Annotated in this window: 21 protein-coding genes; 9 read left to right on the plus strand and 12 right to left on the minus strand. The window is 60.3% G+C overall.

Going from position 1 to position 23,524, the window contains the following annotated elements; translation table 11 throughout:
* Positions 1-144: 144 nt before the first annotated feature.
* The 4 genes from thyA to rppH all read right to left on the minus strand — a co-directional run bounded on the left by thyA (position 145) and on the right by rppH (position 4,725).
* Positions 145-939, minus strand: coding sequence for a thymidylate synthase (thyA, locus tag PVE98_RS15765; protein WP_048785758.1), 795 nt, complete (start codon positions 937-939; stop codon positions 145-147).
* Positions 936-1,817 (minus strand): prolipoprotein diacylglyceryl transferase, encoded by an 882-nt coding sequence (lgt, locus tag PVE98_RS15770; protein ID WP_033752900.1) that lies wholly within the window; start codon positions 1,815-1,817, stop codon positions 936-938. The genes thyA and lgt overlap by 4 nt, the downstream gene beginning before the upstream one ends.
* A gap of 119 nt (positions 1,818-1,936) precedes the next feature.
* A complete protein-coding gene (ptsP, locus tag PVE98_RS15775; protein ID WP_096072635.1) occupies positions 1,937-4,183 on the minus strand; it encodes a phosphoenolpyruvate--protein phosphotransferase in 2,247 nt (748 codons plus the stop codon).
* An 11-nt stretch (positions 4,184-4,194) separates the two neighbouring features.
* Positions 4,195-4,725, minus strand: coding sequence for an RNA pyrophosphohydrolase (gene rppH, locus PVE98_RS15780; protein WP_033752842.1), 531 nt, complete (start codon positions 4,723-4,725; stop codon positions 4,195-4,197).
* A 686-nt stretch (positions 4,726-5,411) separates the two neighbouring features.
* Here rppH and mutH point away from each other — a divergent pair.
* From mutH to PVE98_RS15800, 4 genes are all read left to right on the plus strand, one after another.
* The gene (gene mutH, locus PVE98_RS15785; RefSeq protein ID WP_096072634.1) at positions 5,412-6,089 is read left to right on the plus strand and encodes a DNA mismatch repair endonuclease MutH; all 678 of its coding nucleotides are present in this window, start codon (positions 5,412-5,414) and stop codon (positions 6,087-6,089) included.
* 60 nt (positions 6,090-6,149) lie between these two features.
* On the plus strand, positions 6,150-6,860 hold the full coding sequence (locus PVE98_RS15790) for a TerC family protein (RefSeq protein ID WP_033752844.1): 711 nt from the start codon (positions 6,150-6,152) through the stop codon (positions 6,858-6,860).
* Between the two features lie 161 nt (positions 6,861-7,021).
* Positions 7,022-7,240 carry a YgdI/YgdR family lipoprotein gene (locus PVE98_RS15795; protein ID WP_033752845.1) on the plus strand — a complete coding sequence of 73 codons (219 nt, stop codon included), beginning with the start codon at positions 7,022-7,024 and terminating at the stop codon, positions 7,238-7,240.
* A 140-nt stretch (positions 7,241-7,380) separates the two neighbouring features.
* Positions 7,381-8,421 carry an NADP(H)-dependent aldo-keto reductase gene (locus tag PVE98_RS15800; protein ID WP_096072633.1) on the plus strand — a complete coding sequence of 347 codons (1,041 nt, stop codon included), beginning with the start codon at positions 7,381-7,383 and terminating at the stop codon, positions 8,419-8,421.
* Positions 8,422-8,605: 184 nt separating this feature from the next.
* On the opposite strand, the gene dinB is transcribed toward PVE98_RS15800, so the two are convergent.
* Complete coding sequence (gene dinB / locus PVE98_RS15805) at positions 8,606-9,637, minus strand: DNA polymerase IV (protein ID WP_033752901.1); 1,032 nt, start codon at positions 9,635-9,637, stop codon at positions 8,606-8,608.
* A gap of 309 nt (positions 9,638-9,946) precedes the next feature.
* Between dinB and dpaA the strand changes: the two genes are divergently transcribed.
* Positions 9,947-10,693, plus strand: coding sequence for a peptidoglycan meso-diaminopimelic acid protein amidase (dpaA, locus tag PVE98_RS15810; RefSeq protein ID WP_033752847.1), 747 nt, complete (start codon positions 9,947-9,949; stop codon positions 10,691-10,693).
* On the opposite strand, the gene PVE98_RS15815 is transcribed toward dpaA, so the two are convergent.
* Both PVE98_RS15815 and lpcA read right to left on the minus strand, forming a co-directional pair.
* Positions 10,664-11,431, minus strand: coding sequence for a class II glutamine amidotransferase (locus PVE98_RS15815; protein ID WP_033752848.1), 768 nt, complete (start codon positions 11,429-11,431; stop codon positions 10,664-10,666). The genes dpaA and PVE98_RS15815 overlap by 30 nt on opposite strands.
* A 54-nt stretch (positions 11,432-11,485) precedes the next feature.
* Positions 11,486-12,064, minus strand: coding sequence for a D-sedoheptulose 7-phosphate isomerase (gene lpcA / locus PVE98_RS15820; protein WP_096072632.1), 579 nt, complete (start codon positions 12,062-12,064; stop codon positions 11,486-11,488).
* 224 nt (positions 12,065-12,288) lie between these two features.
* Between lpcA and fadE the strand changes: the two genes are divergently transcribed.
* Positions 12,289-14,736 (plus strand): acyl-CoA dehydrogenase FadE, encoded by a 2,448-nt coding sequence (fadE, locus tag PVE98_RS15825; protein WP_096072631.1) that lies wholly within the window; start codon positions 12,289-12,291, stop codon positions 14,734-14,736.
* 185 nt (positions 14,737-14,921) lie between these two features.
* Here fadE and mtnK read toward each other — a convergent pair whose 3' ends face one another.
* A complete protein-coding gene (mtnK, locus tag PVE98_RS15830; RefSeq protein WP_096072630.1) occupies positions 14,922-16,121 on the minus strand; it encodes an S-methyl-5-thioribose kinase in 1,200 nt (399 codons plus the stop codon).
* Positions 16,122-16,252: 131 nt separating this feature from the next.
* Between mtnK and mtnA the strand changes: the two genes are divergently transcribed.
* A complete protein-coding gene (gene mtnA / locus PVE98_RS15835) occupies positions 16,253-17,272 on the plus strand; it encodes an S-methyl-5-thioribose-1-phosphate isomerase (protein WP_096072629.1) in 1,020 nt (339 codons plus the stop codon).
* 32 nt (positions 17,273-17,304) lie between these two features.
* On the opposite strand, the gene PVE98_RS15840 is transcribed toward mtnA, so the two are convergent.
* Genes PVE98_RS15840 through PVE98_RS15850 form a run of 3 tightly spaced genes read right to left on the minus strand, consistent with a single transcriptional unit; the run spans position 17,305 to position 19,132 of the window.
* On the minus strand, positions 17,305-17,847 hold the full coding sequence (locus PVE98_RS15840) for an acireductone dioxygenase (protein ID WP_033752853.1): 543 nt from the start codon (positions 17,845-17,847) through the stop codon (positions 17,305-17,307).
* Positions 17,844-18,521, minus strand: coding sequence for an acireductone synthase (gene mtnC, locus PVE98_RS15845; RefSeq protein ID WP_096072628.1), 678 nt, complete (start codon positions 18,519-18,521; stop codon positions 17,844-17,846). Before mtnC ends, PVE98_RS15840 begins: the two co-directional genes overlap by 4 nt.
* Entirely contained in the window at positions 18,518-19,132 is a 615-nt protein-coding gene (locus PVE98_RS15850) for a methylthioribulose 1-phosphate dehydratase (protein WP_313621121.1), read from the minus strand. Before PVE98_RS15850 ends, mtnC begins: the two co-directional genes overlap by 4 nt.
* 132 nt (positions 19,133-19,264) lie before the next feature.
* Here PVE98_RS15850 and PVE98_RS15855 point away from each other — a divergent pair, with 132 nt between their 5' ends.
* Together PVE98_RS15855 and PVE98_RS15860 are read left to right on the plus strand one after the other, a co-directional pair.
* Positions 19,265-20,425 carry a pyridoxal phosphate-dependent aminotransferase gene (locus PVE98_RS15855; protein ID WP_096072626.1) on the plus strand — a complete coding sequence of 387 codons (1,161 nt, stop codon included), beginning with the start codon at positions 19,265-19,267 and terminating at the stop codon, positions 20,423-20,425.
* Positions 20,413-21,183, plus strand: coding sequence for an amidohydrolase (locus tag PVE98_RS15860; protein ID WP_096072625.1), 771 nt, complete (start codon positions 20,413-20,415; stop codon positions 21,181-21,183). The genes PVE98_RS15855 and PVE98_RS15860 overlap by 13 nt, the downstream gene beginning before the upstream one ends.
* 80 nt (positions 21,184-21,263) lie before the next feature.
* Here PVE98_RS15860 and katG read toward each other — a convergent pair whose 3' ends face one another.
* Positions 21,264-23,522, minus strand: a complete 2,259-nt coding sequence (gene katG, locus PVE98_RS15865) for a catalase/peroxidase HPI (RefSeq protein ID WP_072010451.1) — start codon at positions 23,520-23,522, stop codon at positions 21,264-21,266.
* Between the last annotated feature and the right edge of the window lie 2 nt (positions 23,523-23,524).

Raw genomic sequence — 23,524 nt, forward strand, 5'->3', positions numbered from 1 at the left:
GGCCGGGCATGCGCGCCGCTTTACAGCAAAAATGGGCGGGTTGCAGGTGACCACAAGGAAATGCGACAGAAGGCGCAAAAGCTGGATAAAAAAAGCCCCGGCGAGCAGGGCTACGCCGGGGCTTTGTTACCGCAGGTCGGGATGTTACACCGCGACCGGCGCCTTAATGGCGGGATGAGGATCGTAGCCTTCGATCTCGAAATCCTCGAAGCAGTAGTCGAAGATCGAGTCGGGCTTGCGCTTAATCACCAGCTTCGGCAGCGCGCGCGGCTCGCGCGTCAGCTGCAGGCGCGCCTGCTCCAGATGGTTGCTGTAGAGGTGCGTGTCGCCGCCGGTCCAGACGAAATCGCCGACCTGCAGATCGCACTGCTGCGCCACCATATGCACCAGCAGCGCATAGCTGGCGATATTGAACGGCAGGCCGAGGAAGATATCGCAGGAGCGCTGATAGAGCTGGCAGGAGAGTTTGCCGTCCGCCACGTAGAACTGGAAGAACGCGTGGCACGGCGCCAGCGCCATCTCGTCCAGCTCGCCGACGTTCCACGCCGAGACGATAATACGGCGCGAATCGGGATCGCGTTTCAGCTGCTCGATAACCTTCGCAATCTGGTCGATCTCTTCGCCGCGCGCGCTACCCCAGCTGCGCCACTGTTTGCCGTAAACCGGACCAAGGTCGCCGTTTTCATCCGCCCACTCGTCCCAGATAGTGACCTTGTTCTCTTTCAGATAGCGGATATTGGTCTCGCCTTTCAGAAACCACAGCAGCTCGTGAATGATTGAGCGCAAATGCACTTTTTTCGTGGTCACCAGCGGAAAGCCGTCCTGCAGGTTGAAACGCATCTGGTGGCCGAAAATCGACAGCGTGCCGGTGCCGGTACGGTCAGATTTCGGCGTGCCGTGGTTCAGCACGTGTTGCATCAGGTCCAGATACTGTTTCATTTTACCTCTCGAGTGTGTTGCTGCGGGCGACGACGATACGCCCAGACCATCATGATAATGCCCGCCAGGATCATCGGAATGGAGAGGATCTGCCCCATACTGACGCCGCCCTCGAACAGGCCGAGCTGCGCATCCGGCTGACGGAAGAATTCAACGATAATGCGAAACGCGCCGTAGCCGATGAGGAACAGGCCGGAGACGCTGCCCATCGGACGCGGTTTGCGAATAAACAGGTTGAGAATAATAAACAGCACTACGCCTTCCAGCATCAGTTCATAGAGCTGGGACGGATGACGCGGCAGCACGCCGTAGGTGTTCAGCAGATCCTGGTAGCCCGGGTTATTCGCCGCCAGCGCCACATCTTCGCTGCGCGAGCCGGGGAAGAGCATGGCGAATTTGAAATCAGGCGCCACGCGGCCCCACAGTTCGCCGTTGATAAAGTTGCCGAGACGGCCTGCGCCGAGGCCGAACGGAATCAGCGGCGCGATAAAGTCAGAGACCTGGAAAAAGGTGCGTTTGGTGCGGCGCGCGAAGATCAGCATCACCACGATAACGCCGATCAGACCGCCGTGGAACGACATGCCGCCATCCCAGACTTTGAACAGATAGAGCGGATTGTCCAGAAACAGCGGCAGGTTATAGAAGAGCACGTAGCCGATGCGGCCGCCGAGGAAGACGCCGAGGAAGCCAGCATAGAGCAGGTTTTCAACCTCCTCTTTTTTCCAGCCGCTGCCGGGTTTGTTGGCGCGGCGCACCGCCAGCCACATGGCAAAAATAAAGCCGACGAGGTACATCAGTCCGTACCAGTGCAGCGAAACCGGTCCGATAGAGAAGATCACCGGATCGAACTGCGGAAATGCGATATAGCCGTTATTCATCATTCACCATTCAATTTTCAGCCCTGAAAAAGGGGCGCCAGGCGGATATGTTAAAGGCTGCGCATGATAGCACAGCCTGCTTTTTTACAGAGCAGCGTAAATGTAAACGAGGATAACGCCTAGCGCCCGCCGCGGATCAGGCCACCCAGCCCGCGCCGCTCCATAAAGGCGGCGACCAGATGGCGGACCTCCGACGCGGTGTGCGCGCTCAGACCTTGCTCGCTCAGCTTTTGCGTCTCTTCTTTATCCAGATGGCGCAGCAGATATTTTACGCGCGGTACGTTCTTGCCGTTCATGCTGAGATGGTGATAGCCAAGCCCCACCAGCAGCGCGACGCACATCGGATCGCCCGCCATTTCACCACAAAGACAGAGTTCGAGATTCGCCAGACGGGCTTCGGTGGCGATCGCCTGCAGCGCGCGCAGCATCGCGGGATGCAGCGGATCGTAAAGGTTGGCGACGCGCGTGTTGTTGCGATCCACCGCCATCAAATACTGGGTCAGATCGTTGGTGCCGACCGAAACGAAATCGACGCGCGACTGCAGCTGCGGGATCATAAACAGCATCGACGGCACTTCGATCATCACGCCGATGCGCGGTTTGGGGATCACGTAGCCCAGCATCTCTTCCACTTCGCGTCCGGCGCGCTGGATCAGCCGCACCGCGTCGTCGATCTCGTCGATATGGCTGATCATCGGCAGCAGAATGCTGAGGTTGCCTGAGGCGACGTTGGCGCGCAGCATTGCGCGCACCTGCACCAGAAAAATTTCCGGCTGATCGAGCGTCAGGCGAATGCCGCGCCAGCCGAGGCAGGGATTCTCTTCGCTGATTGGCATATATGGCAGCTGTTTATCGGCGCCGACGTCCAGCGTGCGCAGCGTGACCGGCTTGTTGTGAAACAGCTGCAGCATGCCCTGATACTGCGCCACCTGCTCCTCTTCGGACGGGAAGCCGTTCTGCAGCATAAAGGGAATTTCGGTGCGGTAGAGGCCGATGCCGTCTACCCAGCTGTCGAGCGTCTGTTCATGCTCCGGGCTGAGGCCAGCGTTAAGCATCACCTGGATGCGCTCGCCGCTTTTCAGCTCGCCCGGCTGATCGACCACCCCTTCCGCCATTTTGCTCAGCGCGTTCTCTTCGCTGATCAGGCGCTGATACTCCTGCACCAGCACCGGTTCGGGATCGATTAACAACTCGCCGCGGTAGCCGTCGACGATCAGCAGACGTTTATTGAGCTGCGCAGGCAGGATATCGGCGCCCATCACCGTGGGAATGCCCATGGCGCGCGTCAGGATCGCGGCGTGCGAGTTCGCGGCGCCGTCGCGCACCACGATGCCCGCCAGCCGCTCGTGCGGCAGCTCCGCCAGCGTGGTGGCGGTGAGCTCGTCGGCCACCAGCACAAAACGTTCCGGCCAGGCATTGGTACCGACCAGCGAGTCATCGAGATGAAACAGCAGGCGCTGGCCCAGCACGCGCAGATCGCCCGCGCGCTCGCGCAGGTAGCTGTCGCTCAGGCTAGCAAACTGGGCGGCGAATTTTTCGATGACCTTTTTGACCGCCCATTCGGCGACCGATCCCTGCTCGATCTCGTCAAACAGATCTTTTTTCAGGCGGGCATCGGTCAACAGGTGGGAGTAAAGATCGAAGATCGCCGCGCTCTCTTTCTGCACGCCGGCGGCGAAACGTTTGCTGAAGCGGCGGAATTCGCTGGCGGCTTCGCTCATCGCCAGCACCAGGCGTTCGCGTTCGCGCTGCACATCGAGCGTCGAGGCGGCGGAGACCTGATCCAGCAGCGGCTGCGTTTCGTCGACCCAGCCCGGGGCGACGGCGACGCCTGGCGCGGCGGCGATAGCGCGCACCCGCGTCTGGCGGAACTGGCCGAACAGCTGGCCGAGCTGCGACTGCGACAGTAGGGTCGCCATCTGCGTCGCCAGCGTGACCAGGAAGGACTCTTCGCTCTCGTCGAACTGTCGGTGTTCGCGCTGCTGCACCACCAGCACGCCCAGCAGCTGCCGGCGGCTGATGATCGGCACGCCAAGGAAGGAGCGATAGCGCTCTTCTTTAACGGCGGGAATATATTTGAAGCTGGGGTGGCTTTGCGCATCCGCAAGGTTGATGGGTTCGGCGAGCCGCCCCACCAGGCCGACGATCCCTTCGTCGAACGCCAGCGTAACGGTGCGCCCGCGCGGTTTTTTCAGGCCGCGCGTGGCCATCAGGTAGTAGCAATGGTGATCGTGATCCGCGAGATAAACAGAGCACACTTCCGTGTCCATCGCCAGGCAGATCTCATTGACCAGGATGTCGAGCGCGTCGTTAAGCCGCGGCGCGCCCGCCACCTTTTCTACTATTTCGCGCAACTGAGTGAGCATAAGGGCGTGGCCTATCCTCTTTTCCGTCGATGGGCTGGCGCGCTGCGCTGCTGCCCCGCACTCTCCTGCATCGACATTACCACGCCAGCGAATTCCTTCATCACGCGACGATAGACGTCGCGTTTAAAGGAGACAACCTGACGCACCGGATACCAGAAGCTCACCCAGCGCCAGCCGTCGAACTCCGGCGTGCTGCTGTGTTGCACATTGATATCCGCGTCACTGCTCATCAACTGCAGAAGAAACCACTTTTGTTTCTGGCCGATACACACCGGCTTTGTGTCCCAACGCACCAAACGTTTTGGCAATTTGTAGCGCAACCAGTTTCGGGTAGATGCAAGTATTCGAACATCTTTACGGTGTAAACCAACTTCTTCGAACAGTTCGCGATACATCGCCTGTTCGGCGGTTTCACCCGGATTGATGCCTCCCTGAGGAAACTGCCAGGAGTGCTGTCCAAAGCGCCTGGCCCACAACACTTGTCCTTGCCTGTTACAGATTACGATACCAACATTCGGGCGGTAGCCATCATCATCGATCACTGGACTACCTCAAAGCTAAATTTGAATAGCCTGATTGTTTCACACTCCTTACAGGCGGTAAACCACTGGATTGCCGGGAAGAACGCGGCACCACACCTGGATAACTCACAGCATTGGCCAGAGTTATAAACAATTAAGGCGGCAAAGAGGCGATCTTATTCACGTTTTCTGTGGATAGCTTTGTGCAGAACACGGGAATTAGCTGAATAAACTTTTGCGTCCCTTATCAGCCCCGCATAGTGAAAAATGATTTTTATAGTTTAAAAACAGCAAATTAATCGACTCTTATTCAGAATAAAAACAGCCACATTTGCGGTGGAAGGCGCGAAAGCGTTTTAGCTGGTTAAAGATCAAGCGACGTCGTTTTTATCCACAGACAATGCAGTAAACTTGCTCACCACTGGATAAAAAAGCGCCTTTTTCACTAAAGTCAAGGCTGTAAATGGAACCAGTAGCGCGAGTGCAGCGGGGTTATCCCACCGATCTGTGGATAACTCAGGCGAAGATCCTGTTCATTATTGCCGTCAGTCCGGGATAACCTTGTACGGCTGTGGCAAGCCGGCACGGCGCGTAATTAAAAAAGCATGCGGAATCATGCTATTATCAGCGCCCTTTCTCCTGACGCCGCTGTGGGAAAAGTTTGCAGGAGAAAAGTTGTCTATTTTTTAACCAACAGAGTATTCGTTATGTTCCAGCTGCCTACCCCGCCCGAAAATGAAGCCGTTCTCCTGGCGCGCGCCCATGCGCTGGCGGGCCAGTCGCTGGCGGCCCTGGCCGAGCAGGCCAGCCTGCCGATGCCGGCCGATCTGAAACGCGATAAAGGCTGGGTCGGCATGCTGCTGGAGCGTTATCTGGGCGCCAGCGCAGGCAGTAAGGCGGAGCAGGATTTCGCCCATCTCGGCATTGAACTCAAAACCATCCCTGTCGACGCGCAGGGCAAACCGCTGGAAACCACCTTTGTCTGCGTGGCGCCGCTGACCGGCAACAGCGGCGTGACTTGGGAGACGAGCCACGTGCGCCATAAACTGGCGCGCGTGCTGTGGATCCCGGTGGAGGGCGATCGCGCCATTCCTCTCGCCCAGCGTCGCGTCGGCGCGCCGCTGCTGTGGAGCCCGAGCGAAGAGGAAGATCGCATGCTGCGCCAGGACTGGGAGGAGCTGATGGATATGATCGTGCTGGGCCAGGTTGAACGCATTACCGCGCGCCACGGCGCCTGGCTGCAGATCCGGCCGAAAGCCGCCAACAGCAGGGCGTTGACCGAAGGCATCGGCGAACACGGCGAGCCGATTATGACGCTGCCGCGCGGTTTTTACCTGAAAAAGAGCTTCACCGCGCCGCTGCTGGCGCGTCATTTTTTACTGTAAGTTCATCAAAGCGGATGCGTATAATCGCCGTTTACTTTTCGTTTAAGATTGAGTGTGCGCATGTTTGAGTGGATAACCGATCCCAACGCCTGGCTGGCGCTGGGCACGCTGACCATCCTCGAAGTGGTTCTGGGTATTGATAATATTATTTTCCTGTCGCTGGTGGTGGCGAAACTGCCTAAACATCAGCAGGCCAGCGCGCGTCGTCTCGGCCTGATGGGCGCCATGCTGATGCGTCTCGCCCTGCTGGCCTCTATCGCCTGGGTCGCACGTCTGACCCATCCGCTGTTTACCCTGCTCGATCACGCCTTCTCCTGGCGCGATCTGATCCTGCTTGGCGGCGGTCTGTTTCTGCTGTGGAAATCGAGCATGGAGATCCATGAAACCATCGAAGGCGGCGAAGAGGAGCACAAGACCAACGTGCACTCCTTTTTCGGCGCTATCGTGCAAATCATGCTGCTGGATATCATCTTTAGCCTGGACTCGGTGATTACCGCCGTCGGCCTTTCCGATCATCTCTTTATTATGATGGCGGCGGTAGTGATCGCCGTGCTGATGATGATGTTCGCCGCGCGCGCCATCGGCGAGTTTGTCGATCGCCATCCTTCGATCAAAATGCTCGCCCTCTCTTTTCTGATTCTGGTGGGTTTTACCCTGATTCTGGAGAGTTTCGCGGTGCATGTACCAAAAGGTTACATTTATTTCGCCATGTTCTTCTCGATGGCCGTCGAGTGTCTGAACCTGATGCGCGCTAAGAAAAGCGCGGCGTAAGATGTCAAGGGCGGCCTCAGGTCGCCCTTTTATTTTCAGATTCATGCGATAACGCAAAGCGCCAAAACCATTTATTACTACACTTTTTGCAGTTGATGCTGCGTGGCTTCTGACGGGGCGATGCGGTCCACTGGCTGACGGGAGTGAGAGGAATAAGCGTGATGAGAGAGTTGGCAGGCGTAGCAGTGTTGATTTTTGCCGCCGTGACACTGAGCGGATGCAGTTCAGATTATGTAATGGCAACGAAAAACGGCCAGATGATTATGACGGAAGGCAAGCCGACCATCGATAAAGAGACCGGTCTGGTGAAATATACCGATCAGTCAGGCCATGAAGTGCAGATAAATGGCGACGAAGTGTCGACCATTATTGAGCGTTAAGTGCCATTTCAGCTCACCTGTCCCGCAATTTGCCCGGACAGGTGATTTCCCCGATTTTCCCCACTTCCTTCCCCGCTGATTCACGCGCTATAGTCCCACAGGACACACCATTACATTCCATAAAAATAAGGAAGACGGCTATGCATTATCACCGCATCCCCCATAGCACGCTGGAAGTGAGTCAGCTGGGGTTGGGAACCATGACGTTTGGTGAACAGAATAGCGAAGCCGACGCCCACCAGCAGCTCGATTTCGCCCTCGCCAGCGGCATTAACTTTATCGATACCGCTGAAATGTACCCGGTGCCGCCGCGCCCGGAAACCCAGGGTTTAACCGAACAGTATATCGGCAGCTGGCTGAAGGCGCGCGGCAGCCGCGATAAAGTGATCCTCGCCAGCAAGGTCGCGGGTCCGTCGCGCGGCGCAGATGCCTCGATTCGCCCGAACCAGGCGCTGGACCGCAAAAATATCCGCGAGGCGCTGGACGCCAGCCTGAAGCGCCTGAATACCGACTACCTCGACCTTTATCAGCTGCACTGGCCACAGCGCCAGACCAACTATTTCGGCAAGCTGGGCTATCAGTACAGCGAGACCACAATTCCCGTCACGCTGCTGGAGACGCTGGAAGCGCTGACCGAGCAGGTGCGCGCCGGCAAAATTCGCTATATCGGCGTGTCGAACGAAACGGCCTGGGGCGTGATGCGCTATCTGCAGCTGGCGGAGAAGCATGAGCTGCCGCGCATCGTGACCATTCAGAATCCCTACAGCCTGCTGAACCGCAGCTTTGAAGTGGGCCTGGCGGAAATCAGCCAGCATGAAGGGGTTGAGCTGCTGGCTTACTCCAGTCTCGCTTTCGGCACCCTGAGCGGCAAGTATCTGAACGGCGCGAAACCGGCCGGCGCGCGCAACACGCTGTTCAGCCGCTTTACGCGCTACAGCGGCGAGCAGTCGCAGCTGGCGATTGCGGAATATGTGGCGCTGGCGCAGAAGCATCGTCTGGATCCGTCGCAGATGGCGCTGGCCTATGTGCGTCAGCAGCCGTTCGTCGCCAGCACCCTGCTGGGCGCAACAACGATGGAGCAGCTGAAGATCAATATCGACAGCTTCAACCTGACGCTGGATGCTGAAGTTCTGGAAGGGATCGAGGCGATTCACCGCCGTTACACCTATCCGGCGCCTTAAGAGCCGTCGTCTGTTAGACTAGCGTCTGCGCAGGTCGCCAGGCCCGATCGCAAAGTCGCTTTACGCATCCATGCTCGCTCGTCCCGCAACATCCCTGTTGCGGGACGCTTTGCTCTTCAGGCCTGGCGACCTGCTTTTCCAACACTTTGCGGTCTGTAAGGCTCAGTTCAGGTGCCCTGTCTGACTACAACCCCAGCAGCAGCTGTCGCTCAAGCTGCGGATCGAGCAGCGTAACGTGCAATCCCACCAGTCGCACGCCGCGTCCGGCGCGGCGCTCATCCCAGGTTTTGCGCGCCACCGCGATCAAATCCTCTTTGTTCAGCTCCGGCCAGATATGCTCCTGCGTCGTCAGCTGGAAATCATTGAACTTGAGCTTCACGCCCTGCCGCGCGATTTGCCTGTCGGGCCGAACCTGCGTCAGGCGGCGCTCCAGCTCCGCATAGAGAAAATCAATAATCTCCAGGCAGGCTTCCCAGCTGTGAATATCTTCCGCCAGCGTGCGCTCGACGCCAACGGACTTGCGTTCGCGCTCCACCACCACGCCGCGCTCGTCGATGCCGTGGCTGCGCTCCCACAGCACGCGGCCAAACTTGCCGAAGCGCTTGAGCAGCTGCGCCACGTCCGCTTTCTGCACGTCGGCGCAGGTATGCAGTCCCATCTCCTCGAGCTTTTTCGTCGCCACCTTGCCGACGCCCGGGATCTTCGCCAGCGGAAGCGACAGCAGAAAATCAGGCATCTCCTGCGGCGTAATAACGTACTGGCCGTCGGGCTTGTTGAGATCGGAGGCGATTTTCGCGAGGAACTTAATCGGCGCGATGCCGGCCGAGGCGGTCAGCCCCGTCTCGCGCTGAATAGTGCCGCGGATCTCGCGGGCGATCAGCGTGGCGGAGCCGTGGCAGTGCGGGCTGTCGGTGACGTCGAGATAGGCTTCGTCCAGCGACAGCGGCTCGATCAAGGGGGTATAGCGCAGGAAAATTTCGCGGATCTGCTGCGACGCCTCTTTATAGGCGTCGAAGCGCCCCGGCAGCAGCTTCAGATGCGGACAGAGCTTCAGCGCCATGGCGGTGGGCATCGCGCTGCGTACGCCGAATTTGCGCGCCGGATAGTTGGCGGTGCTGATCACGCCGCGCCGTTCGCGGCTGCCGCCAATGGCGATGGGGATATCGCGCAGCGACGGATTGTCGCGCATCTCCACCGCTGCATAGAAGCAGTCCATATCGACATGTATGATTTTCACGCTTGCCCGCCATCCGCTTTCCGTCACGCCTTATGATACTGTATAGATGTACAGATGCCAAAGCGCCGCCGCGTCAGGCGCGCCTGAAAAGCGGATTTAACATCCGTCGCCACTAAAGTTTACAAATTTCTGGCCGTCATACCTTGAGGAAAACGCGAATTTACCTGGCGACGTCTTGATAAAAAAACAGACAATGCTAATGTTGCGCTGCGGTAGCGGAGTTTTCCGATAATGCAAGTCTGAGACGCGTCTCGCGTCATCGTTCTCTTCACTCAAGGTATACACAGCATGGGCAAAATCGCACTTCTGTTTGCGATGATTTTGATGCCAGCCCTCAGCATGGCAATGACTCCCGAGCCGACGCAGCCAGTGTCGACGCCGGTGAGTAAAGAATTAAAGAAACAGCTACTCGGTACCCCGGTCTATCTGCAGATTTTTAAGGAAGAACGCACGCTGGAGCTCTATGGCAAAATCGGCAACGAATTTCGCCTGCTTGATACCTATCGCATCTGTAATTTCTCCGGCGGCCTCGGCCCGAAGCGCCGCGAAGGGGATTTTAAAAGCCCGGAAGGCTTTTACAGCGTGAGGCTCAACCAGCTGAAGCCCGACAGCCGTTTTTATCGCGCTATCAACGTCGGTTTTCCTAACCAGTACGATCGCGAGCATGCCTACACCGGCAACTATCTGATGATCCACGGCGACTGTAAGTCGATCGGCTGCTACGCGATGACCGACGCCTACATGGACGAGATTTTCACCTATGTGAACGCGGCGCTGCGTAACGGCCAGTCAGAGGTGAACATCAGCATCTTCCCGTTCCGCATGACCGACGCCAACATGCAGCGCCATCGCTATTCCGCCTACGCCAGCTTCTGGCGCGAGCTGCAGCCCGGCTACGCGTACTTTGCGAAATACCATCAGCCGCCGACGGTCAACGTCGCCAGCGGCAGCTATGTGATGAACAGCGGCAGCCCGGCGATCGTCAATCCCGAAGCCGCCTCTAAATCATTTCTGGCGCTCTCCAAGGCAGAATAACGCCCACTCCCCTGGCACGATGCGGTGCCAGGTTTCATTTGCCGTTAGCGGCTGCGTCGCAATCACCGTCACCACGTCGTTGGCGGTGGTGTGCTGCTGGAAGTCGATCTCGACATCCTGATCGAGCAGCTGTGCTTTGCCGAAGGGCGCGCGGCGCGTAATCCAGTAGAGATTGGTCGAGCAGAACGCCATCAGATAGCGCCCGTCCGACAGCAGCATATTGAACACCCCTTTCTGCCGCAGCTCGCCCGCCAGTTCCGCCACATAGCGAAACACTGCCGGCCAGTTGGCGGGCGTGCGCGGATAGCGCGTCGCCAGCTTGTGCAGCAGCCAGCAGAACGCCTTCTCGCTGTCGGTTTCGCCGACCGGACGGAAGTGGCCGGTTTCCAGCTGCCGATAACCTTTTAGCTGGCCATTATGCGCGTAGGTCCAGTTGCGTCCCCACAGCTCGCGGGTAAAGGGATGGGTGTTTTCCAGCGAGACCGGCCCGCGGTTCGCCTGGCGAATATGTGCCACCACCGAATGGGACTTGATGGGATACTCCTGCACCAGCCGCGCGACAGGCGAGTTATAGCTCGGCAGCGGATCTTTAAAGGTGCGGCAGCCCCGGTCTTCATAAAAGGTGATGCCCCAGCCATCTTTATGCGGCCCGGTTCCACCGCCGCGCTGCACCAGGCCGGTAAAACTAAAACAGATATCGGTTGGAACGTTAGCGCTCATCCCGAGCAATTCGCACATAGCTACCGCCTTAGTCAGAAAAGCCGCCAGCCAGCAAGATGGCGGCCAGCACCGTTACTTCACCATCTCTTTTTCAATCAGCAGCATCAGGATATGGATCACTTTGATGTGGATCTCCTGAATGCGGTCGGCGTAGCCGAAGTGCGGCACGCGAATTTCGATATCCGCCGAGCCCGCCATTTTGCCGCCATCTTTGCCGGTCAGGGTGATGACCTTCATGTCCTGCGCGCGCGCCGCCTCGATCGCCTTAATGATATTGGCGGAGTTGCCAGAGGTCGACAGCCCCAGCAGCACGTCGCCCGGACGGCCCACCGCTTCGATATAGCGTGAGAAAACGTAGTCGTAGCCGAAATCGTTGCTGACGCAGGAGAGATGGCTGACGTCGGAGATGGCGATCGCCGGGTAGCCCGGACGGTTCTCGCGATAGCGCCCGGTCAGCTCTTCGGCGAAGTGCATCGCGTCACAGTGCGAGCCGCCGTTGCCGCATGAGAGCACTTTCCCGCCCGCTTTAAAGCTGTCGGCCAACAGCACCGCCGCGCGCTGAATGGCGTGAATATTCGCCTCGTCGCTGAGGAAGGTATTAAGCGTGTCCGCTGCTTCATTCAGCTCGGAGCGAATGATGTCCTGGTACATAGGGATGTCCTTGTTAGTAAAAGAGTGACTTTTCAAGTTTAACGGAATGGCGGGTTGGCGCAAAGCGCGCGCCGCGCGAAAGCCCGCCTCCTCTCCACAGCGGATTTAACGATTTTGTGAGTAAGGTTGTAATTGCGATGTAAACAAATTGCTAATTGAACGCAGGTGGCATACACCTCTACACATAACAGGTCAGACCTCTTACTACTTACGGAGCCGTGATTATGATGGTTGTGTCGATCCTCGCGACGCTGGTGTTAATCAGCGCCCTGTTTTATCACCGCGTCTCTCTGGCGGCGAGCAGCGCGATTTTACTGTTGTGGACCGCTGCCTGGGCGGCGGCGCATATCTGGACGCCCTGGCTGCTGCTGCCGCTGGCGATCCTTCTGCTGCCGCTTAACCTCCCCTCGATGCGCCGTTCGCTGTTTTCAAAGCCGACGCTGCAGCGCTTTCAAAAGGTGATGCCGCCGATGTCGCGCACGGAAAAAGAGGCGATCGACGCCGGCACCACCTGGTGGGAGGGCGACCTGTTTCAGGGCAAGCCGGACTGGCAGAAGCTGCACAACTATCCGCAGCCGCGCCTGACACCGGCCGAGCAGGCGTTTCTCGATGGCCCGGTGGAAGAGGCGTGCCGCATGGCGAACGATTTCGCCATCACCCATGAGATGGCGGATCTGCCGCCGGAACTCTGGGCCTATCTGAAAGAGCAGCGTTTCTTCGCCATGATCATTAAGAAAGAGTATGGCGGCCTCGAGTTCTCCGCCTATGCGCAGGCACGCGTGCTGCAAAAGCTGGCAGGCGTCTCCGGCATTCTGGCAATTACCGTCGGCGTGCCTAACTCGCTGGGGCCAGGCGAACTGCTGCAGCATTACGGCACCGACGAGCAGAAAAATCACTATCTGCCGCGTCTGGCGCGCGGCGACGAGATCCCCTGCTTCGCGCTGACCAGCCCGGAAGCGGGCTCCGACGCCGGTGCGATCCCTGATACCGGCGTGGTCTGCATGGGCGAGTGGCAGGGCAAGCAGGTGCTCGGCATGCGCCTGACCTGGAATAAGCGCTATATCACGCTGGCGCCGGTAGCGACCGTGCTGGGACTGGCCTTTAAGCTGTTCGATCCCGATCGTCTGCTGGGCGATACCGAATCGCTGGGCATTACCTGCGCGCTCATCCCCACCAGCACGCCGGGCGTGGAGATCGGCAAGCGCCACTTCCCGCTCAACGTGCCGTTCCAGAACGGGCCGACGCGCGGCAACGATATTTTCGTGCCGATCGATTTTATTATCGGCGGGCCGCAGATGGCCGGCCAGGGCTGGCGGATGCTGGTTGAGTGCCTGTCGGTGGGACGCGGCATTACCCTGCCCTCGAACTCCACCGGCAGCCTGAAAAGCGTGGCGCTCGCCACCGGCGCCTATGCGCATATCCGTCGTCAGTTCAGAGTCTCAATCGGCAAGATGGAAGGCATCGAAGAGCCGCTGGCGCGTATTGCCGGCAACGCTTACGTAATGGACGCTGCGGCGACGCTGATCACTACCGGCATTATGCAGGGCGAAAAACCGGCAGTGCTGTCGGCGATTGTGAAGTATCACTGCACCCACCGCGGCCAGCGCGCCATTATGGACGCCATGGATATTGCAGGCGGCAAAGGCATTATGCTCGGCAACAATAACTTCCTCGCCCGCGCCTATCAGGGTGCGCCTATCGCCATTACGGTAGAAGGCGCCAATATCCTGACGCGCAGCATGATTATTTTTGGTCAGGGCGCCATCCGCTGCCATCCGTTCGTGCTGAAAGAGATGGCGGCGGCAGCCAGTCAGGATCTCAACGCCTTCGACGCCGCGCTGTTCAGCCATGTCGGCTATGTCGGCAGCAACGCCGTGCGCAGCCTGTGGCTCGGCCTGACGGCTGGACGCGGCAGCGCCACGCCGACGCGCGACGCCACGCGCCGCTACTACCAGCATCTGAACCGTCTCAGCGCCAACCTGGCGCTGCTGGCGGACGTCTCGATGGCGGTGCTCGGCGGCAGCCTGAAGCGACGCGAGCGCATTTCGGCGCGCCTGGGCGATGTGCTGAGCCAGCTCTACCTCGCCTCTGCCACGCTGAAACGCTATGACGACGAGGGGCGTCACGAGGCCGATCTGCCGCTGCTGCACTGGGGCGTGCAGGATGCGCTGCATCAGGCCGAGCAGGCGATAGAGGATCTGCTGCGCAACTTCCCCAGCCCGCTGGCGGCTGGCGCGCTGCGCATGATGATTTTCGCCGGCGGCAAGCACTGCCCGGCGCCGAGCGACCGTCTCGATCATAAGCTGGCGAAGCTGCTGCAGGTGCCTTCCGCCACGCGGACAAGGCTGGGACGCGGTCAGTATCTGACGCCGAGCGAGCATAACCCGGCCGGTCAGCTTGAGCAGGCGTTGCAGGAGGTGATGGCGGCGGAAGTGATCCACGATCGTCTGTGCAAACAGCAGAAAGAGCACTTCTCTTTCACCCGGCTGGACGCGCTGGCGCAGCGGGCATTAAAAGCGGGCTGGATTGACGCCGCCGAGGCCGAGGTGCTGACGCGCGCCGAAGCGAGCCGTCTGCGCGCCATTAACGTCGATGAGTTTGCCGCGGATGCGCTGGCGGTGCCGGTGAAGCAGCCGGCGGTGAAGGCGGCGCGGGAGAGCGAGGCGGCGTAACAGTAATAACAGTAAGGTTGACGTGGAAAGAGCATGAGGCATGGAGCATGCGCGGGTGGCAAGGCTCGATCGCAAAGTCGCTCAAGGCATCCCTGCTCGCTCGGCCCACGCCATCCCTGGCGTGGGACGCTTTGCTCTTCGAGCCTTGCCACCCGCGCCTAAACTAACGTGCGGCCTGCCTGCCCTTACCCCGCCTGCCGAATACGCGCGAGCAGCGCCTCGGCGTCCTCGATGTGATCCGCCGCCAGAATCAGCGTGCGTCCCAGCGTAATGCAGCTGCGAATACACTCGGTGCGCATCGCTTCATCCTTAATCAGCTTCATATCCGCCACGTGCGACATGCCGACGGTGCGGCGGATCAGCTCGGTGCCGCAGTAGCCAATGGTATCGGCCCACACCTTGCGCAGAAACGCCTGCGCATAGCCGGGATATGCCAGCGCCACGTCAATGGTCTTCTCTTGCGCCAGCGCCAGGAAGCGCGCGGCGAAAGTATTCCACACCTCGCGCACGTCGTTGAGACGCAGCTCGCGCCCTTCCGCCGCCTCGCGCGGAGCGAGCAGCCCCGGCAGACCGCAGTAGTTGATCAGCAGATTGCCCAGCGCCGTGCCGACGTCAAAGCCGATCGGGCCAAAATAGCCGAACTCCGCGTCGATCGCCTTCAGGCTGTTGTCGGCGACAAAAATCGAGCCGCTGTGAATATCGCCGTGCAGCAACGCCTCAGCATGGGCGAAAAAGCGATGTTTCAAGCCGGCGACGGCGATGCGCAACGCCTCGTCGTCGCGCAGGCTGGCGACCAGCGGCTCCAGCGCCTGCGGGTAGCTGTTGCGCGCGTGATCGGTATAGGGATCGTTAAAGAAGAGATCTTCAGTAATTTCGCACATCTCTGGATTGATAAAGCGCGCCACTTCCGCTTTTTTCTGATGGGGATGCAGCACGAAATCAGAGGTATGAAACAGCGTCTGCGCCAGATATTCGCCCAGCTGCGCCGCCGCCTGCGGGTAGAAAGCGCCCTTCACCAGCTCGCCGCGCCAGATGCGATGGCTGGAGAGATCCTCCATCACCATCACCGCCAGCGTCTCGTCATAGTGCGTCACCCTGACGGTATGCTGAGGGCAATATTTGTAGTGCTCGATCAGGGTTTGCGCCTCTAGTCGCGCGCGGTCCAGCGTCAGCGGCCAGGACTCGCCGACGCAGCGCACGTAAGGCAGCGCCTGTTTTACGATAACCCGGCTGTTGCCCTGGCGGTCGAAAATTTTGAAGACCAGGTTAAGGTTGCCATCGCCAATCTCTTCCGCCTCGACCAGCGAAGCGGGATCGTCCACGCCGCCAAACTGCCGGGCATACTCAACGGCATCCGCCGCGGTGAAGGTACGGTATTGCGACATTGCCTTTCCTCTTATACCAAACTGAAACGAAACCCCGCCAGGGCAGCACAATAAGCCGTGCAGACGTCTATACATCCGTTCCGCATGTTGGCACAATACGTGACAACAACGCAACAGGGATTTCACAGACAATGCAAACACTCCGCACCACCAGCTTACAGGTTCGTGACAATCAGCTCTGGATCCTCGATCAGCAGGCGCTGCCGCAGCAAAAAAACTGGCTGCCGGCGCACGACGTGGCGCAGCTGGTTGGCCATATTCACGCCCTGCGCGTGCGCGGCGCGCCGCTGATCGGCCTCTCCGCCTCGCTGCTGCTGGCGCTGCTGGCCGAGACGGGCGCCAGCCGCGACGCGCTGGCGCAGGCGCTGGAGGTGTTGCGCGCCGCGCGTCCCACGGCGGTCAACCTGATGAATAATCTCGATCGAATGAAGCTGGCGCTGGCGCAGGCGGATTTCGCCGCCGCGCTGAGTCAGGAAGCGCTGCGTCTGGTCGAGGAGGATCGCCAGCTATGCGACAATATTGCAGAGGCGGGCAGCGCGCTGGTGAAGCCGAACAGCCGTCTGATCACGCACTGCAACACCGGCGGGCTGGCGACGGCGGGCGTCGGCACCGCGCTGGGCGTCATCGCCCGCGCGCATCAGCAGGGCAAGGTGGCGAACGTCTGGGTGGGTGAAACGCGCCCGCTGCTGCAGGGCGGACGCCTTACCGCCTGGGAACTGGGCGAGCTGGCGATCCCCTTTCAGCTGATCACCGATTCGATGGCGGCCAGCCTGATGGCGAGCGGTCAGGTCGACGCCGTCTGGGTCGGCGCGGACCGCATCGCGGCCAACGGCGACGTGGCGAACAAAATCGGCACCTACAGCCTGGCGGTACTGGCGCATTACCATCAGATCCCCTTCTACGTTGCCGCACCGCACACCACGCTGGACCGCCAGTGCGTCAGCGGCCGCGACATTCCTATCGAGCAGCGCGCCGCCAGTGAAGTAACCGGCGCGGCGGGCAGTTTCGGCAGCGTGCAGTGGGCACCGGAAGCGGCAAACGTCTATAACCCGGCGTTCGACGTGACGCCTGCGGCGCTAATTAGCGGCTGGGTGCTGGATACCGGCGTGGTGACGCCGGAGGCGGTAGAAGCGGGGATTTTTCAGCCCTGACCGGGCGCGCTGAGCGCGCCCGGCTGGCATGGTTAAGGCAGGCGCGGATAGGCGTCGGCGATGGCGTCGCCGGTGAAGTGCGCCACCCAGCCTTCCTGATTATCGAAGATGCGGATAGCGGTGAAGTTGGGCGAGGAGCCCATATCGAACCAGTGCGGCGTGCCCGCCGGCACTGAAATCAGGTCGTTCTTTTCACACAGGATCTGATAAACCTGGCCGTCGAGATGGAGGCAAAAAAGGCCCGCGCCCTCGACAAAGAAGCGCACCTCATCTTCGCCGTGGGTGTGCTCAGAGAGAAACTTCTGGCGCAGCGTCTCTTTTTGCGGGTTGTCGGCGCGCATGCTGATCACGTCCCAGCTCTGATAGCCCTTCTCCGCCACCAGCCGATCGATAGCGTGCTGATAGGCCTCAATCACGTCGGCGGGCTGTGGATTTTCGCCTAAATCGCGATCCGCCGCCCAGCGCTCGAAGCGCACATTCTTTGCATTCAGCCGCTCGCGGATCATCTCCGCATCGGTACTGTGCCACACCGGCAGCGTGGCTTCGGTATCGGTAAAAATGGTCAATGCGCTCATGCTAAAACGACTCCCGAAAAGGTGTTCACCTGATGATGGCGGCTTTCGCTGTCTGCGGGGCCGCGAATTAACTGCACGGTATTCCATCCGGCTTCCGCTGCCGCATCCAGCTCCTGACGAATGTCGGAGAGGAACAGCAGCTGCTCAGCGGGCAGGCCGGTTTGTTCGGCGATATTGCGGTAGGAGGCGACCTCTCGCTTAGCGCCGACGCGCGTGTCGAAATAGCCGCTAAACAGGTCCGTAATATCTCCTTCATCACTGTAGCCAAATAACAGTTTTTGCGCCGCAACCGAGCCGGAAGAATAGACGTAGAGCTCAAGGCCCTGCTCCCGCCAGGCGCGCAGCGCCGGCACGACGTCGGGATAGAGATGGCCGGTAAAGCTGCCGTTCACATAGCCGTCGCGCCAGATCATCCCCTGCAGCGCTTTTAGCCCGGTGGATTTGCGATCTTCATCCATAAAGCTCAGCAAAATAGCGGTGAGCGCCTCAGGATCGGCTTCAGGCTGGCCCGCTTCAGCGCGCACCGCGTCAAGCGCTGCGCGGACTTCCGGATGCGCATGCTGCGCACGGATAAACGCGGCGAGATGTTCACGCGCATAAGGGAAGAGCACATCATGCACGAAGCGAATATCGCTGGTGGTGCCTTCTATATCGGTAACAATGGCGCGGATCATTGGGCCTCCAGCAGGCGACGTTGGCGTTCGCATTCAAATAAAAACTCCAGACCTTCCAGATGACGACGCGCTTCGTTGACGTCCTCACCCCAGCAGGTTAAGCCGTGACCGCGCAGCAGAAAGCCATAGCGCAGCGGAGCGTTGCGGGCGTACGCCTCAATGCGCCCCGCCAGCGCGTCGATATCCTGATCGTTATCAAACAGCGGGATCGCCACGCAGGCAAGATGAGTGCGCTGCCCCGCCAGCGATTTTTGCATCTCATAGCCTTCAAGCCGCAGCGCAGCGCCCTTCTCGACGCGCGACAGTACCGTCGCGTTCACCGTATGGGTATGCAGCACTGCGCCCGCCTCGGGGAACAGCCGGTAGATCAGGGTATGCAATCCGGTTTCCGCCGAGGGCCTGCGCCCGGACGGCGCGCGGTTGGTGGCGATCTCCACCTGGATAAAGTCGTCGCGCGTCAGGCTGCCTTTATCCTTGCCCGACTCGCTGAGCAGGCAGAAGCGGGCATCTTCGCGTACTGACATATTGCCGCCGGTGGCGGGCGCCCAGCCTTTGGCGCCAATCCAGTGGCAGGCCGCCACCAGCTGGTCGAGTGGAGAGAGTTCAGACATAGCGTATCAGGCATCCTGTAAGGTAGGTTTTAGACGTCTAAGCGTCTCGATTGCCAAATACTAACATCCTGTTTATAGTGGCTTCAACACAGGGTTACTCCGCAATGACATTCGCGCTTAAGGCCATTAACCATGACGCAGCCCAACCTGACGCCGGAGAGTAAACTTCCCGCTCTCGGCACCACCATCTTTACCCAGATGAGCGCGCTGGCGCAGCAGCATAACGCCATCAACCTTTCGCAGGGCTTTCCCGACTTTGACGGACCGCGCTATTTACAGGCGCGCCTGGCGCATCACGTCAGCGAGGGCGCCAACCAGTATGCGCCGATGACCGGCGCGCTGCCGCTGCGCGAGGCGATCGCCGAGAAAACCGCTGAGCTGTATGGCTACCGCCCCGACGTTAACAGCGATATCACCGTGACCGCCGGCGCGACCGAAGCGCTCTATGCGGCGATCACCGCGCTGGTGCGCCCGGGCGACGAGGTGATCTGCTTCGACCCAAGCTACGACAGCTATGCGCCCGCCGTCGAGCTGTCGGGCGGCGTGCTGAAACGCATCGCGCTGCAGCCGCCGGGCTTTCGCGTCGACTGGACGGCGTTCGCCGCGCTGCTCTCCAGCAAAACCCGCCTGGTGATCCTCAATACGCCGCACAATCCTTCCGCCACCGTCTGGCGTAAAGCAGATTTTGCGGCGCTCTGGCAGGCGATCGCCGATCGGGAAATTTACGTGTTGAGCGACGAAGTTTACGAGCATATCTGCTTCGACGAGGCGGGCCACGCCAGCGTACTGGCGCATCCGCAGCTGCGCGAGCGCGCCATCGCCGTCTCCTCCTTCGGCAAAACCTTTCATATGACCGGCTGGAAGGTAGGCTACAGCGTCGCGCCCGCCGCCATCAGCGCAGAAATCCGCAAGGTGCATCAGTATCTGACCTTCGCGGTGAATACGCCTGCCCAGCTGGCGATCGCCGATATGCTGCGCCACGAGCCTGCTCACTACCGCGAGCTGCCCGCGTTCTACCGCGCGCGCCGCGATCGTCTGGCGCAGGCGCTGGAGAAGAGCCGCTTTAAGGTGCTGCCGTGCGAAGGCACCTACTTTCTGCTGGCGGATTATAGCGCCATCTCCGATCTCGACGACGTCAGCTTCTGCCAGTGGCTAACCAAAGAGGTGGGCGTGGCGGCGATTCCGCTGTCGGTGTTCTGCGCCGACCCGTTCCCGCACAGGCTGATCCGCCTCTGCTTCGCCAAACAGGAAGCGACGCTCGACGCCGCCGCGGAGCGCTTATGTCAGATTTAAAGATTACCGTTCTGCAGGAAACCCTGCACTGGATGGATGGCGAAGCGAACCTGCGCCATTTCGACGCCGTGCTCGAGGGCGTGACGGGCCGCGATCTGATTCTGTTGCCCGAGATGTTCACCACCGGCTTCGCCATGGAGGCGGCCCAGCGTTCGTTGCCGCAGGCGCAGGTGGTGGCGTGGCTGCGCAAACACGCCGCGGCGAGCGACGCGCTGGTGGGCGGCAGCGCAGCGATACAGACGGACAAAGGCGCGGTGAATCGCTTTCTGCTGGTGGAGCCAGATGGCACGCTGCACCAGTATGACAAGCGTCATCTGTTCCGCATGGCGGACGAGCATCACCACTATCTGCCGGGCGAGACGCGCGCGGTGCTGGTGTGGCGCGGCTGGCGCATTCTGCCGCAGATCTGTTACGACCTGCGCTTTCCGGTCTTCTCCCGCAATCGCAACGACTACGACCTGGCGCTCTATGTGGCGAACTGGCCGGCGCCGCGCGCCCTGCACTGGCAGGCGCTGCTGCTGGCGCGCGCCATAGAGAATCAGGCCTATGTCGCGGGCTGCAACCGCGTCGGCAGCGACGGCAATCAGCATCAGTACAGCGGCGACAGCCGGATTATCTCGCCGCAGGGCGAGATCCTCAGCGAAGCGGAGCCGTTTGCCCAGGCGCGGCTTGACGCCACGCTGTCGCGGGAGACGCTGACCGCTTATCGCGAGCGCTTCCCTGCCTGGCGCGACGCAGATGGCTTTACCCTGAGTTAGCGCGCCAGTAGTCTGTGCCCGGCAAAAAAAAAAGCCGCAGCGGTTAAGCTGCGGCTTTCTCGTTTTTACGCGTCGCGCGATCAGATATCGAAGCGGTCCAGGTTCATTACCTTAGTCCAGACCGCCACGAAGTCGGTGACGAACTTCTGGTGCGCATCGCTGCTGGCGTAGACTTCCGCCAGCGCGCGCAGGATGGCGTTAGAGCCAAAGACCAGATCGGCGCGAGTCGCATGATATTTCACTTCCCCGCTCTGACGGTCGCGTCCTTCGAACAGCTCCTCGCTCTCATCGGTGGCGCGCCATGCGGTGCGCATATCCAGCAGATTAACGAAGAAGTCGGTGCTCAGCACGCCAGGGCGATCGGTAAAGAGGCCGCGATCGCTGCCGTCGAAGTTGGTGCCCAGCACGCGCAGACCGCCCAGCAGCACCGTCAGCTCCGGCGCGCTCAGCGTGAGCTGCTGCGCTTTATCCAGCAGCAGCGTTTCGGTCGAAGACCCGCCCTGCACGCGGCGATAGTTGCGGAAACCGTCAGCCAGCGGCTGCAGAAGATCAAAGGATTCGACATCGGTCTGGTCCTGACGCGCATCGACGCGCCCCGCAGTAAAGGGCACCTGCACCGCTACGCCCGCCGCCGCAGCAGCCATTTCGATGCCGACGTTGCCCGCCAGCACGATGACGTCCGCCAGCGACGCTTTGCCCGACGCCTGCTGAATCTCCTGCAATACCGGCAGCACGTCGCGGATCACGCTGGCGTTAACCGCCCACTGATTCTGCGGCGCCAGCGCCAGACGCGCGCCATTCGCGCCGCCGCGCTTGTCGCCGCCGCGGAAGGTCGAGGCGGATGCCCAGGCAGCGGAAACCAGCTGGCTCACGCTCAGTCCAGAGGCCGCAATCTTCGCTTTCAGCTCGCTGATATCGCTGGCGTCCGGCTGATGGATCGCCGCCGGCAAAGGATCCTGCCACAGCAGATCTTCTTTCGGCACTTCCGGACCGAGATAGCGCGCTTTCGGCCCCATATCGCGGTGGGTCAGCTTGTACCAGGCGCGGGCGAAGGCTTCGTTGAACGCCTGCGGATCGTTAAGGAAGCGACGGGAGATCTTTTCGAACTCGGGATCGAAACGCAGCGTCAGGTCGGTGACCAGCATGGTCGGCTTGCGCTTTTTCTCCGGATCGAAAGGATCGGGAATAATCGCGTCGGCGTTGCTGGCTTCAAACTGGATGGCGCCCGCCGGGCTCTTCGTCTGCACCCACTCATATTTGAACAGGTTCTCGAAGAAGTAGTTGCTCCACTGGGTCGGGGTCTGCGTCCAGACGACTTCCAGACCGGAGGTAATGGCGTCTGCGCCCGCGCCGCTGCCGTAGCTGCTGCGCCAGCCGAAGCCCTGGGCTTCAATCGGCGAGGCTTCCGGGTCGACGTCGAGGTGGCTAGCGGCGCCCGCGCCGTGGGTTTTACCCAGCGTATGGCCGCCGGCGATCAACGCCACGATCTCTTCGTCGTTCATGCCCATATTGCCGAAAGTGGCGCGAATGGCTGGCGCGGCCGAGGCCGGGTTGCCGCTCGCTTCCGGGCCTTCCGGGTTAACGTAGATCAGACCCATTTCCGTCGCGCCGAGCGGCGCGTTGGCGAGGCTTTCCGGATGACGATGCGCCAGCCATTCGGTTTCGTGGCCCCAGTCCACATCCATATCCGGTTCCCACACGTCTTCACGTCCGGCGCCAAAGCCGAAGGTGCGGAAGCCAGCGTTCTCCAGCGAAACGTTGCCCGCCAGGATATAGAGATCGGCCCAGGAAATTTTCTGTCCATACTTCTGTTTCACCGGCCACAGCAGGCGGCGCGCTTTATCGAGGCTGACGTTGTCCGGCCAGGAGTTGAGCGGCGCGAAACGCTGCTGACCACGGCCAGAGCCGCCGCGACCGTCAACGGTGCGATAGGTGCCCGCGCTGTGCCACGCCATACGGATAAACAGGCCGATATAGCTGCCCCAGTCGGCCGGCCACCAGGATTGTGAATCGGTGAGCAGCGCGCGGATGTCCGCTTTCAGCGCCGAATAGTCGAGCTTGCTGAACTCTTCGCGGTAGTTGAAGTCGGCGCTGAGGGGATTGGAACGGCTGGAGTGCTGATTTAACAGGTCGACGCGCAGCATGTTAGGCCACCAGTCGCGGTTAGTGGTGCCGCTGCCGGCGCCGCGCGCCAGCACGCTTTTTTCTTCAGAGGCGCCGTGGTTGAACGGGCATTTACCGGCATCGACGCCGCTCTCATTCTGGTTTTTCTCTTGCGATGCTCCGTGCGGGAAAGGGCATTTACCTGCGGCGTTATTGTTATCTTCGGGCGTGCTCATTA

It is taken from the genome of Pantoea sp. GABEPS69, from assembly GCF_045780835.1.
GTDB classification, from domain to species: domain Bacteria; phylum Pseudomonadota; class Gammaproteobacteria; order Enterobacterales; family Enterobacteriaceae; genus Pantoea; species Pantoea septica.